This window comes from Limnobacter sp. (assembly GCF_043511195.1).
Taxonomy (GTDB): domain Bacteria; phylum Pseudomonadota; class Gammaproteobacteria; order Burkholderiales; family Burkholderiaceae_B; genus Limnobacter.
This window is the reverse complement of record NZ_CP121330.1, coordinates 2068189-2082291: the sequence shown is the minus strand read 5'-3', so window position 1 is coordinate 2082291 and position 14103 is coordinate 2068189. Positions and strand designations below refer to the sequence as shown.

The following is a 14103-nucleotide window of genomic DNA, read 5'->3' as shown; positions in this document are numbered from 1 at the left end:
AACCCCACTTTTTACAAAAAACTTCAAGAAACCGAATTCAAGCCATATTGGGCAACCAGCTTGCGAAACTCGGCTTCCTGGCGATCCAGTTCCTCATCGCTGTAACGCAGCTCGTTTTGCAGCACAAATCGAACCTCGTTCATGCAGGCCAAGGCTGCATTGCTGTCCAGAAAAAGCGCCCTGCTTCGGCGTGCCAGCACATCTTCAATGGTTACCGCCATTTCTTCCAGCACGGCCTGCGCAATTTCCGCTTCATTCAAATCAAGATTCTCGTGAATGGCCGAACCAGGCTTGCGCATGGGCAAATCATCCTCCAGGCGCATGTTGCGGGTGCGGGTGGGTTTGTGTGCCCAACCATGCTGCTCACACACCAAATCAACCACTTCTTCAGCCATGCTGCGGTAGGTGGTCCACTTGCCCCCGGTAATCGTCACCAATCCGCTTGCTGCTGTAATCACAGTGTGTTCCCTTGAAATGCTTTTGGTATTTTGCTTTTCACCACCAGCACTCACCAAGGGTCGCAATCCCACAAACACGCTGCGTACATCGGCGCGTGTGGGGGCATTGGCCAGGTATTTCCCTGCCGTTTCCAGAATGAAATCCACTTCTTCAGGCAAGGCATCCGGTTCCCAAGGGGAGTCAGTGCGCGGCGTGTCTGTGGTACCGATCAGTGTTTTACCCAACCACGGCACCACAAACAGCACACGGCCATCGCTGGTTTTAGGCACCAGCAATGCTTCCTTGGCCGGATAAAAATGCTGATCAACCACCACATGCACCCCCTGGCTGGGGCTGAGCATGGGCTTGGAGTCGGCTGAGTCCAGCTTGCGAATATCGTCTACCCACACCCCGGTTGCATTGATCACAGCCTTGGCCTTGAAAGTCAGTGTCTCGCCACTGAATTCATCGCGGGCTTGCACGCCATTTATTTTCTCTGCGTTTTTTACAAACCCGGTTACCGGCATGTAATTGATCGCCATTCCACCCAGCTTGTGCAAGGTTTTCATCAAGGCAATCGCCAAACGTGCGTCGTCAAATTGCGCGTCAAAGTAACGCACACCGCCATGCAGTTTGTGTTGCGAAATGGTGGGTACAGCGCGCAACACCTCATTTTTCTTCACCATGGTGGTCGGCCCAACACCGAGCTTGCCCGCCAGCATGTCGTACATTTTCAGGCCGATCCAGTAAAACAGCTTCTGGAACACATTGCGCACAGGAATGACAAACGCCAAAGGTTTGACCAGGTTCGGCGCATTCACCAACATGCGTCCACGTTCCTCAAGCGCCTCTTTGACCAGGCTGAAATTGCCCTGAGCCAAATAACGCACACCACCATGCGCAAGCTTGGTAGCGCGTGAACTGGTGCCCTTGGCAAAGTCGTGTCCTTCAAGCAGCAACACCTTCAGGCCACGGCTTGCAGCATCTACCGCACTGCCCAAGCCAGTGGCACCACCGCCAATCACGATGACGTCCCATTCATATTGCTCTTGTGCCTTGATTGTTAAAGTATCAAGGTGCTCTTTACGACTAAGCATCTGCCCATCCTTTGGAACGTTCTACTGCGCGGTGCCAGCGGTCAAGCAAGGCACCCCGTTCATCAATACTCATTTTGGGTTCGAAACGCGCATCCACCTGCCAATTGGCCAGCAGGCTTTCCTCCGTATCAAACACACCAACGGCCAAGCCAGCCAGGTAGGCCGCGCCCAATGCGGTGGTTTCGGTCACTGTGGGGCGCACCACTGGCACGCCCAATAAATCAGCCTGAATCTGCATCAGCAGATCATTGTTGGATGCACCGCCATCTACCCTTAATTCACTTAGCGGCTTGGCACCGTCACGTTGCATGGCCTGCACCAAATCGACTGTTTGCAGTGCGATGCTTTCCAAGGCTGCGCGCGCAATGTGTGCCTTGCTGGTGCCCCGCGTCATACCCACCAAAGTGCCCCGAGCATACGGGTCCCAGTGGGGTGCGCCAAGACCCGCAAATGCGGGGACCAAACACACACCATCGGTGCTGGGCACGCTGGCGGCCAATGCCTGCACATCGGCTGACTTTTCAATAATGCCCAAACCGTCGCGCAGCCATTGCACCACTGCCCCGCCCATGAACACACTGCCTTCCAGCATGTAACTTGTTTTGCCATTGACTTGCCAACCCACGGTGGTCAATAAACGGTTGTGGCTTTCAACTACTTCGCTGCCCGTGTTCATCAACATGAAGCAACCCGTGCCGTAAGTGTTTTTCGCCTCACCCGCTTTGAATGCAGTTTGCCCGAAGGTGGCAGCTTGCTGGTCGCCCGCAACACCTGCAATTGGAATGGCAGCACCCAGCACAGACGAATCGCAGCGTGCAATTTCACCACTGGACTCACACACCTGCGGCAACATGCTTTCAGGAATACCAAACAACTCAAGAAGTTCGACATCCCATTTCAATGTTTCAATATTCAACACCATGCTGCGAGATGCATTGCTTACATCGCTTGCATGAACTGCACCACCTGTAAGATTCCAGATCAGCCAGCTGTCTACGGTGCCGAATGCCAGCTCACCTGATTCAGCCTGCGCACGCGCACCTTCCACATTGTTCAGAATCCAGTTCACTTTTGTTGCGGAAAAATACGAATCCAGTTCAAGCCCGGTGACTCGGCGAATCAATGCAGCTTTGCCCTGCTCTCGCAGCTTGTCGCAATAGGCGGCTGTGCGGCGGTCCTGCCAGACGATGGCGTTGTAGACCGGTTTACCGGTCTTGCGGTTCCACACCACGGTGGTTTCACGCTGGTTGGTAATACCAATGCCGGCAATTTCAGAAGGCGTTAACCCAGCCTTTTCAATTGCGCTGCGTGCACAGGCCAACTGCGTGTTCCAAATGTCTTCAGGCCGGTGCTCAACCCAACCGGCTTTCGGAAAAATTTGCTCAAATTCCTGCTGACAGCTGGCCACCACTTGAGCCCGTGAATTGAACACAATGGCGCGCGAGCTGGTGGTGCCTTGGTCCAGTGCCAAGATAAAACCCATGGGTTTGTCTCCTTTCTTGTTGTTACTTTCTTTGCCCGGTGTTGTTCCAGTTGCCCACGTGTTTATTCAAGAATGCCTGCATGCCTTCGGCTTCAAAACGGCTTATGCTCCAAAGGTCAGCTGTTAATACCGACGCGTTTAGCCAAATGTAAGCCTCGGCTTTCATGGTGTCACCACTGGTGTTCAGCAGCACTTCAATTTCACGACGCTCATACTCGGGGCCTTCAAAAGCATCCAGACGCTTCACGTCATCGGGCCGCAAATTGAGCCACACCAAACCTTGCACTTGCGCGTCGGCGTTTTCGATCATGGCCGGGTAGGTTTCGCCAGGCACAGCGTGGCGTTGATAGCCTTGGGCGACCGCATTCAAACAAGGGTAAACACCCTTCACCACTTGCCCCCACACGGGCAAATACATCAATGACCCGTATACAAAAACATGTTTGCCGTCTTGCTCAAATTCCGAGCCCATGCGATGTTACCTTTTCAGATGAAAAACAATTAGAAAATGCCTGTAAGGAGACGATGTGAAAACAACAACTGATTTGTTCAATTTACAAGATAAGGTGGCTTTGGTCACGGGTGCAACCCGCGGAATAGGCTTGGCCTGTGCGGAATTGCTGGCCTCCAAGGGTGCCACCGTGATTATTTCTAGCAGAAAACAAGAAGCATGCGAACAAATTGCCGCGCAATTTCAAGCAGATGGGCTGAATGCAGTGCCCATGGCTTGTCATTTGGGCGAGATGGAACAAATTGAGGCGCTGTACCAACAAATTGAAGCCAAGTTTGGAAAGCTGGATATTCTGGTGAACAACGGCGCAACCAACCCTCACTTTGGACCAATCTACGACACCGATTTGGCGGCCTTTCAAAAAACCTGCGATGTGAACATTCGGGGCTATTTTTACATGAGCAGCCACGGCTGCAAGTTGATGGCCAAGAACGGCGGCGGCAGCATTATCAATGTGGCATCGGTCAACGGCGTGATTCCCGGCTTGTACCAAGGGATCTACTCAATCACCAAAGCAGCCGTCATTTCAATGACCAAGGCCTTTGCCAAGGAATGTGCCCCCATGAAGGTGCGTGTGAATGCACTGCTGCCAGGTGCAACCGACACGAAGTTTGCCTCGGCACTGGTACACAACGATGCAATTCGCAGTGCCTTGCTGCAGCATGTGCCCATGAACCGCGTTGCGCAACCCAGTGAAATGGCGGGCACGGTGTTGTATTTGGCTTCCGAGGCTTCCAGCTACACCACCGGTTCCTGCATCAATGTAGATGGCGGTTACCTGGTGGTGTAAACATGGCAAGGCTTACTTGATCTGTATGCCTTTGTAATCTTCCGCGTTCAGCGTGCGTCCCATTTGTTGCCAAAGAATGTGGCGCATGCGCTTGAACGGTATCAGTCGTGAACCCAACCACACGCGCGCAGCGTTGTTGCCGTAAACAATGCGGGGTTCGTTTTTCTTGATGCACTTCAACACGTACGCGCAAATTTCATCAGGCGGTGTGGTCAGAAATTTTTTGGCAAACTTTTCGTGCTCGGGCTTGCTGGCAATGTTGGTGTTAATTCCACCTGGATGCACCAAATGCACCTGCACCTTGCTGTTTGAAAGCTCAACCATCAGCGATTCGGTAAAGCCGCGCACTGCAAATTTGCTGGCGCAATAATCTGAATTACTGGGCGTACCCACCAAACCAAAAATGCTCGACACATTCACCACGGCGCCTTCGCCGTTGTCCAGCAGTTGCGGCAAGAATGCGCGCGTACCATGCACCACACCCCAAAAGTTGATGCCCATCACACGTTCATAACTGTCGTCACTCAAAGCCCACACCGGGCGACCTTCACCGCTTACGCCAGCGTTGTTGATGATCACGTGCGCATTACCCAAAGCGGCTTTCACCGCTTGGGCAAAGGCGTACACCCCGGCCTTGTCAGACACATCCAGTGTCTCGGCATACACCTGCACATTGCTCGCTTGCATTACCAGTTTTTCAGTTTCTTTCAAGCCTTTTTCATCGTAGTCACACAATGCAATTTTGCTGCCCACATTGGCGAACATCAACGCATAAGAGCGCCCCATGCCAGAACCAGCACCTGTGATCACCACCACTTTGTCTTTGAAATTTTTCATGCTGCAGCTCCTTCAGTGCTCAACTCGGATTCATTGAAGTGCTGCGGCTTTTGCTGTGGCAAAGGAGCCTGCAACACGTGGTCGTTCATCTTGAAATTCCTGGCCATTCGCAGGTAGGTGTAACTAAAACCCGGAAACATGGCCACCACATGACCGCTTTTGCTTTTGTACCAGCTGGTACAACCGCCGCGCTTCCACACGGTTTTTTCCATTTCGCTGTGAATATGGGTGGTGTAACGTTCTTCAGCCTGGGGCTTTACCTCGATGGCCACGGCTTTTTTGGCCTTCACCTCCGCAATGGCACGCATGATGTAATGCATCTGCGCTTCAATCACGAAAATCGCGCTGGTATGCCCAATACCGGTGTTTGGGCCGGTCACGATAAACAGGTTCGGAAACTGCGGCACAGTAGTTCCCAGGTAAGCACGCGGAAATTCATTCCACACATCAGCCAGTTGGGTGCCACCCTTGCCCACCACTGGGTAGGAAATAACGCCGTCGGTGGCGTCATAGCCCGTGGAATACACAATGCAGTCCAGGTCAATTTGCGCACCACTCAGCGTTTTGATACCGGTTTCATTGATTTCCGCAATTCCATCGGTTTTGTCGTGCAGGTTCACGTTGGGGCGGCAGTAAGCCGGGTAAAGCGTGTTGCTCAAAATAATCCGCTTGCAACCTATGGTGAAATCGGGCGTCACTTTTTTGCGCAATTCCGGGTCTTTGACCTGCTTTTTGATGTGGTGCAAAGCCTCACGCTGCGCAATGTGTTTCAAGGCAAAGTCGGAGTACTTAAAGGCAATTACACGGCTTTCCAAACCCCAATAAATCGCAGCACGCGCCAGTTTTCTAATTGGCTCCACTTTCAACAAGGCACGTTGCCAGGGCTTGAAAACCCTGTCAGCGCGGGGCAACACCCAGTGAGGCGAGCGCTGAAACACATGCAACTGGCCCACTTCGGGTGCAATCGCCGGAATAACCTGCGCAGCACTGGCGCCACTTCCAATAATGGCAACGCGTTTGCCAGTGTGGTCGTAATTTTGATCCCAGGCATTGGTGTGAAAGGTTTTTCCCTTGAATGTGTCGCGACCTTTGAAATTTGGAATCACAGGCGTACTCAGCGGGCCAGATGCATTGATCACAAACTGCGCCTTGAGCACATCGCCGCCCTGCAGGTACACATGCCAGCGCTGCTCGTTCTCGTGCCACTCGGTGCGCTGCACATTGCTGTTGGTTCGGGTTTTCTCACGCAGACCGTGCTTGGTAATTACATGCTCGGTGTATTGCTGAAGCTCCTCCCCTTCTGCAAACATTTGACTCCAGTCATACGGTTCGCTTTCGATGGAATACAGCAGCGATTGAACATCGACCGCAGCGCCGGGATATGAGTTCTGACACCAGGTGCCGCCCATGAAGTCGCGGCGCTCCAGCATGATGAAATCTTCAATGCCACGCTTTTTCAAATTGATTGCTGCACACTGGCCACCAAAGCCACTGCCAATAATTACGACTGTGTATTCACTCATGCCAAAGACCTCTGTCAGAAAAATTTTGCTTCCGTGAATGTATATCTGACAACGATCATTGTCAATTATAAATTCACCAATAGAGGGTAGAACCATCCCCCTAATTGGAGGATTAAAAAATTGCGCGCCTTGCAAAATTGACAGGTGTGTTAAATACCAATCAAACAAGGAGCAAACCCATGGCCGCACCCCAAGCATTGATCAAGAACATAGAGGGCGAAGTGAACGTGAGCCGCAACGGTGAAGCAGTGGCCGTGAAAGCTGGCGACTACCTGCTACCCGGTGATGAAGTGATCACCGGTGCTAACGGGCGTATGGCACTGGAGTTCCCCGGTTCTGACGGTCAAATTCCCGCTGCCGGGGTGATGACCGCCAACGGCAAGCTGACATTGGGCGAGCAACCAGGCCCCAACGGCCAACAGCAAATCGTTGTGCTGGAAGACGGTGAATGTTTTGAATTCACCACCGAACTGGCTGAGAATTCAGCCGCCGCCGAGGGTGGCGCAGTGGCTGGTTTGTTTGGTGCCGGGCTGTTAGGCGCAGGCAGTGGTGGCGTAGCTGGTGCAGGCGCCGTGGCGGCTGGTGCGTTTTTGGCAGGTGGTTCTGGGGACTCTGGCAGTGGCTCCGGCAGCGACAGCAACATCAACAATGCCGGTGTGGGTGCTGGCGAATTTTCCTCAGAAGACAGCCCTCAAAGCCTTGAAGAATTTGCCAATGAAAACCTGACCCAGGAAAACCTGGAACAAAGCATTTTGCAGCCCATTCAGGATGCAGTGCAAAACAGCCAGAGCAACCCTGAAACCACCCCTGACAACGTTGCTGTTGCTGTGGAACAAACAGGCCTGGGCGTGTTGGAAAACGTGCACGATGCCTTGGTGGCCACCACGGGCGAAGGCACACCGCAAGCCGACCTGGTACAACAATTGGTCGAGGGCGCGAATGAAACACCCTTGGGTGAACCCCTGAGCCCGATTACCAGCCCTCTACTTGATGCTGTGAACACTGATCTTGGACTGGACACCCTGATTTCTGCCTTGCCCAATGTTGATCCTGCCGATGGTGGACTGGTCACCAGCGTGGTGGATTTGGCAGATGGTATTACCCAACCCATCAGCGAACAGGTCGAACCCTACGATCAATTGCTACAGGGTTTGAGGGATGCTGCCGTTGAAATCGACAACGTACTGGATGGCGTGTTGAGCCAAGTGACAACCGAAGTTCCGAATGTCGACGGTTTGGGAGACTCCAGCCCCGCCCTGCCCGCCGAAGTTGAAAGTGGCCTGGCAGACTTGGTCGATGGCATTCTGGGTGGCGCCAATACCCTTCAAAATGCCTTGGAAGGCGGTGGCGGTTCTGGTTTGCCAGAAGTTCCCGAAGGCGATTTGTTGGGCACGCTCAGCAGTGGTATTTCATCCGGTGCCGATGCACTGGGTGGCGAATTGGGCGGTTTACCCGGATTGCCAACCGATGGATTGCCAAGCTAATACGCATCGCACTTAATATTTGTCATCAAGATTTCATCTTTGAACAATAGGCTCGATCGTTTTATAGCGATACGAGCCTATTTTCATGAACAAGACCAAAATTCAATTATTCACACTCAGTGTGATTGCAGCAGCTACCCTCGCTGCATGTGGCGGTAATGGCGAAAGCTCGGCCAACAACACCACAACTCCTTCCGAGGTAACGCCAGCCAGCGTGACTCTGGAAAAGATTGGTGGATTTTCCACCAACCAGTTCGATGAGAGCGCAGCTGAAATTCCAGCATATGACCCAGCCAGTAAACGCCTGTTTATGGTCAACGCTTTGGCAGGTGCTGTGGATGTATTTGATTTGTCTGATCCTGAAAACCCCACGTTGATCGACACGCTAGACACCAACGATGTACTTGCAGGCTCGGTAGTCAACAGCGTCGCAGTCGCGAATGGAATTGTGGCTGTGGCCATTGAAGCACCGATCAAAACCAATCTGGGTCGCATGGCTTTGTATCGCGCCAGTGATTTGACGTTGCTAAGCGCACGCACTGTGGGTGCGCAACCCGACATGATCACCTTCACACCCGACGGTAATACGGTACTCACGGCCAACGAGGGCGAACCCAGTGACGACTACCAAATTGACCCGGAAGGCAGTATCAGCGTAATTGACGTGCGTGACCCACGTGCCCCGATCGTGCGAACCGCCAGCTTTAGCGCATTCACAGGGCAAGAGGCCAGTTTGCGTGCCCAAGGCATTCGAATCTATGGGCCTGGAGCTTCGGCCTCACAAGATTTCGAACCTGAATACATCACTGTATCCGCTGACGGCACCACGGCATTCGTGACCCTTCAAGAAAACAATGCAATTGCAAAAATCGACATTGCGACAGCAACCGTGACTAACGTATTCCCTTTGGGCGAAAAAGATCACGGTGCCGTTGGAAATGAATTTGATGCCTCTGACTCCGATGGTGACACGATCAACATTCGCAACTGGGCAGGTGTGATTGGCTTGTACCTACCCGATGCCATGGCCTCTTACACGGCTGCAGACGGCAATACCTATTTGATAACAGCCAACGAAGGCGATGCGCGCACCTGGGGTGAGGACAACCCAGCTTACTTCGCCGGTGATGCAAGCAAGGGCTTTGTTGAAGAATTCCGGGTGAAACACCTGGTGAACCGAAATGGTTGGGCTGGTCGATTGAATAACGACTTGCCAGCTCAACTCGACGACTTGGCCAATGGCGGCTTGCTCAACCCAACGGTGTTTGGATACTGTGGTGCCGTAGCAGGAAACCCGAACGGCTGCCGAGCAGATGATCAACTCGGTCGCTTGAACGTCACGTGGACCATGGGCTATCGCACGGATGCCAATGGCGCGCCTATTCTATTTAACAGCACGGGTGTAGAAGACCCTGCAGGCGATCGCCTGATGTACGACAAACTGTATTCATTCGGTGCGCGTTCATTCTCGATTTTCAATGAAGACGGTGTACTCGTATTCGATTCAGGCTCTGAAATTGAACGCTTCCTGGCCAGCGATGATTGTAAAGTGGGCAGTACCCGCAACCTGAATTGCAAAGACTTTTTCAATTCAGGCCATGACGAAGGCAACGCACTGGATAGCCGAAGCGACGCCAAAGGCCCTGAGCCCGAAGGTGTAGCTGTAGGCAAAATCGGCGACAAGACTTTTGCATTCATTGGTCTTGAACGCATCGGCGGAATTCTGGTTTATGACGTAACCGATCCTTCGGCACCCGTGCGCGTGGACTATTACAACACCCGCGACGACTGGACCAACGATCCCGCAGACCCAGCGGCGCTGCCAACAGTGGGCGACCTGGGACCAGAGGGACTGGTATTCATTCCAGCCAAGGATTCCCCAACAGGTGAACCCTTGTTGGTGGTTGGCAATGAAGTGAGTGGTAGCACTGCGGTGATGAGGGTAAATTTGAGCTTCTAAGCTTCTCACCCAACGCCACTCCTGCGTGCCGAGAGTCAACAAAAAGCCCCTTACGGGGCTTTCTGTTTTTTGGCGGAGAAGGAGGGATTCGAACCCTCGAAGAGGTTGCCCCCTTACCTGATTTCGAGTCAGGCCGATTCAGCCGCTCTCGCACTTCTCCATGGGGCGCAAGTATATAGTATTCGGGTAGTATCCAAAAACACTCAAAACAACAAACGGAGACAACTTTTGAACAAAACTACAAATAGCCGGTTCATTTTTCTGGGCTTTATTGCCGCTGGCTTTACCAATATATTTGGCATGCTTGCGGCCAGCGAGTTTTTCAGTAATTCGGCTTTTCATGAATTATCACCCGAAGTTTTTTCCCCATTCGGCACTTTCATGGTCATGGTTTGGGGTCTGGCTTATTTGGCGGTTGCCAAACAGGCTCACCAACTGCCGGCAATCTGTTTCGTATTTGCTTTCGAGAAAGCCATTTATGTGTACACCTGGGTAATCTGGATCAGCAGCAAATCCGACATGCTGCCAATCATTCAGGAAAAAACTCCCCTGCTTGCCTTGTTTTATTCCGGCTACGGCATCATCGATTTGGCTTATGGGCTCTTTTTCGCGTGGGTCGGAATTCGCGCACTTCAAAAATAAGCACTGAAACGCGTACATCAATCCGGTGCATGCACCAATTCCATCAAATCTGGCGCACTGATTTATTTGGTGCGCCGCACCAAACTCGCTCTGTGCACCAAAAATAGTGTTCTTTTCAGCACTGTTTTAACTCAATTTCACAACTGTGCACTTCTTTTTTGCATGGCACACAAACTGCTAAGTGTGCTGTAAGACCTATGCCAACGAAGGATAGGGTCAGATGCTTTCAGGCAATGCAATAAAGAAGTACTGGACAACGGCGTCCATCCCAAACTTGCTGGGCAGGTGTGGCGATGTGCGCCGTTTTTTCTTGAGTTGATTTTTCAAGGACGCACACGATGAGCAATAAACCAACTGACAAAAAACCCGAACTGTCGGAAACACGCCGCACTTTTATCAAGCAGTCGGCCGCAGTGTGGGGATCGACCATGCTGGCGGGTTTTGGCGCACCCTCCATCGTGATGGCCCAATCAACAAAACTGGAAACGACCAAAGCAAAACTGGGCTTCATCGCTTTAACCGATGCGGCCCCCTTGTTTGTCGGTATTGAAAAAGGCTTCTTCAAAAAGCATGGCATGCCCGATGTCGAAGTGCTCAAACAATCATCCTGGGGCACCACACGGGACAACCTTGTACTTGGCTCTGCGAACGGCGGCATCGACGGTGCGCACATCTTGACCCCCATGCCTTACCTGATCAGTACGGGCGCCATGACCGCCAACAACATTCCCACTCCCATGTACATTCTTGCCCGCCTGAACCTGGGCGGACAGTGCATTTCAGTTGGCGAGGAGTACAAAGCCTTGAAAGTAGGCACTGACACCCGCGAATTCAAAAAAGCCCTAATGGCCAAAAAAGGCGGCGGCAAAGCAGTGAGCGCTGCGATGACCTTCCCTGGTGGAACGCACGATTTGTGGATTCGTTACTGGATGGCCGCAGGTGGTATTGACCCCAACGACGATCTATCGACCATCGTGGTGCCGCCCGCACAAATGGTGGCCAACATGAAGGTGGGCAGCATGGACACTTTCTGCGTGTGCGAGCCTTGGAACAAACAACTGATTACACAAAAAATTGGATACACCGCACTAACTACAAGTGAGTTGTGGCAAAACCACCCAGAGAAAGCCCTGGGCATGCGCAAAGACTGGGTGGATGCCAACCCCAATTCTGCCAAAGCACTGGTGATGGCAGTGATGGAAGCACAAATGTTCTGCGAAGACCCAGCCAATCGCGAGGAAGTGGCACGAATCTGTTCACAGCGCAGGTGGATCAATGCGCCAATGGGCGACATTGTCGACCGCATGAAGGGCGATTTCGACTACGGCACAGGGCGCGTGGTCACCAACAGCCCACAACAAATGCGCTACTGGAAAGACCAGGCTTCCTACCCGTTCCAAAGCCACGACCTTTGGTTCATTACAGAAAACCAGCGCTGGGGTTACCTGCCCACAAAACTCGACACAGGCAGCTTGATCAAGCAGGTGAACCGCGAAGACATCTGGCGCGAAGCCGCTGCCACTTTGAAAATCGACAAGTCGGCCATTCCTGCCAGCACATCACGCGGTGTGGAAAAAATGTTCGATGGCAAAGTGTTCGACCCAAAGAACCCGAAAGCCTATCTCGACAGCTTGACCATTAAGGCGATGAAATCATGATGACCACTGACTCTCTCGAACGCTTGCAAACCACTCCAAAGGCGAAAAGCAAGCTATTCAAAGAAAGCCTGGGCAAACTGGTGCCGCCCATCGTGATCATGAGTATTCTGCTTTTGATCTGGGAAATACTGTGCAGCACCGAAGGTGCCCGCCTGCCCGCACCCAGCAAGGTGATCACTGACACGTGGGAATTGATCATCAACCCGCTTTACGACAACGGCGGCAACGACGTGGGCATGGGCTGGCAAATACTGGCCAGCCTTGAACGCGTGGCCATCGGTTACAGCCTTGCGGTGGTGGTGGGTGTTGCCTTGGGTGTACTGGTGGGTCAGTCCACCTGGGCGCTGCGTGGTTTGGACCCACTTTTTCAAGTGCTTCGTACCGTGCCACCACTGGCCTGGTTGCCTTTGTCACTGGCTGGCTTTCAGGATGGAAACCCATCTGCAATTTTCGTGATTTTCATCACAGCCATTTGGCCCATCATCATCAACACTTCTGTCGGTATTCGCAATATTCCCGAAGACTACCGAAACGTGTCGCGAGTCATTCAACACAACGGCGTGGAGTACTTCTGGAAAATTATGTTGCCCGCTGCTGCACCTTATATTTTTTCGGGTTTACGTATCGGAGTAGGCCTTAGCTGGCTGGCCATTGTGGCGGCTGAAATGTTGATTGGTGGCGTGGGCATTGGCTTTTTCATCTGGGATGCCTGGAACAGCTCGCTAATCAGCGACATTGTATTGGCACTGGTCTACGTGGGCATTGTCGGCTTTATTCTGGATCGATGCATAGCGTGGGTTGGCAACAAAATTACTCGCGGAGTAACAAAATGAGCGATCGTTTCTTAAGTATTTCTCAAGTTCAAATGCAATTCGAACGCAATGGCATGGTGAACCCGGTGCTGAAAGACATCAACCTGGAAGTGCGCCGTGGCGAATACATTTCGCTGATTGGTCACTCGGGTTGTGGCAAATCCACAGTGCTCAACATCATTGCTGGTTTGCTGACCGCAAGCGAAGGTGTGGTGATAGTTGACAACAAGGAAGTGAATTCGCCCGGTCCTGACCGCGCACTTGTGTTTCAAAACCATTCTCTGCTGCCTTGGCTAACCGTGTACCAGAACGTAGAGCTTGCTGTTGAGAAAATTTTCAGTGGCAAAAAAACCCGCAAAGAACAACGCGAATGGATCTTGCACAACCTTGACATGGTGAACATGAGCCACGCACTAGATCGCCTGCCCTCCGAAATTTCAGGCGGCATGAAACAGCGTGTGGGTATTGCACGGGCCCTGGCCATGGAACCCAAGGTGTTGTTGCTGGATGAACCTTTCGGTGCACTGGATGCGTTGACGCGCGCCCACCTTCAGGATGAAGTCATGCGTATTCAAAGTGAATTGAAAAATACGGTGGTCATGATTACGCACGACGTGGACGAAGCCGTGTTGTTGTCCGATCGCATTGTCATGATGACCAACGGACCATCTGCCACCATTGGGCAAATTCTCGATATCGAGCTGCCCCGCCCCCGCGACCGCCTTGCACTGGCCGACGACCCTACCTACAACCACTATCGCCATGAAGTGCTGAGCTTCCTGCACGAGAAACAACGCAAGGTTGAAAGCATTGGAAAAATGCGTGACCACAAAAAATCAGCTGAGAAGCAGGCTGCCTCTGCTTGAAA

At 52.4% G+C, this 14103-nt stretch carries 12 protein-coding genes and 1 tRNA gene; 7 read left to right on the top strand and 6 right to left on the bottom strand.

Features of this window, described 5'->3' with window-relative positions; genetic code table 11:
* Nucleotides 1-23 precede the first annotated feature (23 nt).
* From P0D43_RS09905 to P0D43_RS09895, 3 genes are read right to left on the bottom strand one after another with little or no spacing between them, the layout of a single operon-like run.
* A complete protein-coding gene (locus tag P0D43_RS09905) occupies nt 24-1535 on the bottom strand; it encodes an FAD-dependent oxidoreductase (RefSeq protein WP_394672316.1) in 1512 nt (503 codons plus the stop codon).
* A complete protein-coding gene (gene glpK, locus P0D43_RS09900; protein ID WP_394672315.1) occupies nt 1528-3018 on the bottom strand; it encodes a glycerol kinase GlpK in 1491 nt (496 codons plus the stop codon). The genes P0D43_RS09905 and glpK overlap by 8 nt, the downstream gene beginning before the upstream one ends.
* A 22-nt stretch (nt 3019-3040) precedes the next feature.
* Nucleotides 3041-3490 carry a gamma-glutamylcyclotransferase family protein gene (locus P0D43_RS09895; RefSeq protein WP_394672314.1) on the bottom strand — a complete coding sequence of 150 codons (450 nt, stop codon included), beginning with the start codon at nt 3488-3490 and terminating at the stop codon, nt 3041-3043.
* Between the two features lie 55 nt (nt 3491-3545).
* Here P0D43_RS09895 and P0D43_RS09890 point away from each other — a divergent pair, with 55 nt between their 5' ends.
* The gene (locus P0D43_RS09890) at nt 3546-4319 is read left to right on the top strand and encodes an SDR family oxidoreductase (RefSeq protein WP_159569915.1); all 774 of its coding nucleotides are present in this window, start codon (nt 3546-3548) and stop codon (nt 4317-4319) included.
* A 12-nt stretch (nt 4320-4331) separates the two neighbouring features.
* Here P0D43_RS09890 and P0D43_RS09885 read toward each other — a convergent pair whose 3' ends face one another.
* Nucleotides 4332-5156: an SDR family NAD(P)-dependent oxidoreductase gene (locus P0D43_RS09885; protein ID WP_394672313.1), complete on the bottom strand. Its 825-nt coding sequence runs from the start codon at nt 5154-5156 to the stop codon at nt 4332-4334.
* Nucleotides 5153-6679, bottom strand: coding sequence for a flavin-containing monooxygenase (locus P0D43_RS09880; protein WP_394672312.1), 1527 nt, complete (start codon nt 6677-6679; stop codon nt 5153-5155). The genes P0D43_RS09885 and P0D43_RS09880 overlap by 4 nt, the downstream gene beginning before the upstream one ends.
* Before the next feature lie 179 nt (nt 6680-6858).
* Between P0D43_RS09880 and P0D43_RS09875 the strand changes: the two genes are divergently transcribed.
* Together P0D43_RS09875 and P0D43_RS09870 are read left to right on the top strand one after the other, a co-directional pair.
* Nucleotides 6859-8163, top strand: a complete 1305-nt coding sequence (locus P0D43_RS09875; RefSeq protein WP_394672311.1) for a hypothetical protein — start codon at nt 6859-6861, stop codon at nt 8161-8163.
* 85 nt (nt 8164-8248) lie between these two features.
* A complete protein-coding gene (locus P0D43_RS09870; RefSeq protein ID WP_394672310.1) occupies nt 8249-10123 on the top strand; it encodes a choice-of-anchor I family protein in 1875 nt (624 codons plus the stop codon).
* Between the two features lie 70 nt (nt 10124-10193).
* On the opposite strand, the gene P0D43_RS09865 is transcribed toward P0D43_RS09870, so the two are convergent.
* Nucleotides 10194-10283 (bottom strand) — tRNA-Ser (locus P0D43_RS09865).
* A gap of 68 nt (nt 10284-10351) precedes the next feature.
* On the opposite strand from P0D43_RS09865, the gene P0D43_RS09860 reads away from it, so the two are divergent.
* The 4 genes from P0D43_RS09860 to P0D43_RS09845 all read left to right on the top strand — a co-directional run bounded on the left by P0D43_RS09860 (nt 10352) and on the right by P0D43_RS09845 (nt 14101).
* Nucleotides 10352-10765 carry a hypothetical protein gene (locus P0D43_RS09860; RefSeq protein WP_341237983.1) on the top strand — a complete coding sequence of 138 codons (414 nt, stop codon included), beginning with the start codon at nt 10352-10354 and terminating at the stop codon, nt 10763-10765.
* A gap of 338 nt (nt 10766-11103) precedes the next feature.
* Nucleotides 11104-12423 (top strand): CmpA/NrtA family ABC transporter substrate-binding protein, encoded by a 1320-nt coding sequence (locus P0D43_RS09855; RefSeq protein WP_394672309.1) that lies wholly within the window; start codon nt 11104-11106, stop codon nt 12421-12423.
* Nucleotides 12420-13256 carry a nitrate ABC transporter permease gene (gene ntrB, locus P0D43_RS09850; protein ID WP_394672308.1) on the top strand — a complete coding sequence of 279 codons (837 nt, stop codon included), beginning with the start codon at nt 12420-12422 and terminating at the stop codon, nt 13254-13256. The genes P0D43_RS09855 and ntrB overlap by 4 nt, the downstream gene beginning before the upstream one ends.
* Nucleotides 13253-14101, top strand: coding sequence for an ABC transporter ATP-binding protein (locus P0D43_RS09845; protein WP_394672307.1), 849 nt, complete (start codon nt 13253-13255; stop codon nt 14099-14101). The genes ntrB and P0D43_RS09845 overlap by 4 nt, the downstream gene beginning before the upstream one ends.
* Nucleotides 14102-14103 lie beyond the last annotated feature (2 nt).

Excerpts from the sequence above, each read along its gene's own strand:
- P0D43_RS09905 (WP_394672316.1), bottom strand. The coding sequence starts at position 1,535 with ATGCTTAGTCGTAAAGAGCACCTTGATACTTTAACAATCAAGGCACAA.
- glpK (WP_394672315.1), bottom strand. The coding sequence starts at position 3,018 with ATGGGTTTTATCTTGGCACTGGACCAAGGCACCACCAGCTCGCGCGCC.
- P0D43_RS09895 (WP_394672314.1), bottom strand. The coding sequence starts at position 3,490 with ATGGGCTCGGAATTTGAGCAAGACGGCAAACATGTTTTTGTATACGGG.
- P0D43_RS09885 (WP_394672313.1), bottom strand. The coding sequence starts at position 5,156 with ATGAAAAATTTCAAAGACAAAGTGGTGGTGATCACAGGTGCTGGTTCT.
- P0D43_RS09880 (WP_394672312.1), bottom strand. The coding sequence starts at position 6,679 with ATGAGTGAATACACAGTCGTAATTATTGGCAGTGGCTTTGGTGGCCAG.
- P0D43_RS09875 (WP_394672311.1), top strand. The coding sequence starts at position 6,859 with ATGGCCGCACCCCAAGCATTGATCAAGAACATAGAGGGCGAAGTGAAC.
- P0D43_RS09870 (WP_394672310.1), top strand. The coding sequence starts at position 8,249 with ATGAACAAGACCAAAATTCAATTATTCACACTCAGTGTGATTGCAGCA.
- P0D43_RS09855 (WP_394672309.1), top strand. The coding sequence starts at position 11,104 with ATGAGCAATAAACCAACTGACAAAAAACCCGAACTGTCGGAAACACGC.
- ntrB (WP_394672308.1), top strand. The coding sequence starts at position 12,420 with ATGATGACCACTGACTCTCTCGAACGCTTGCAAACCACTCCAAAGGCG.
- P0D43_RS09845 (WP_394672307.1), top strand. The coding sequence starts at position 13,253 with ATGAGCGATCGTTTCTTAAGTATTTCTCAAGTTCAAATGCAATTCGAA.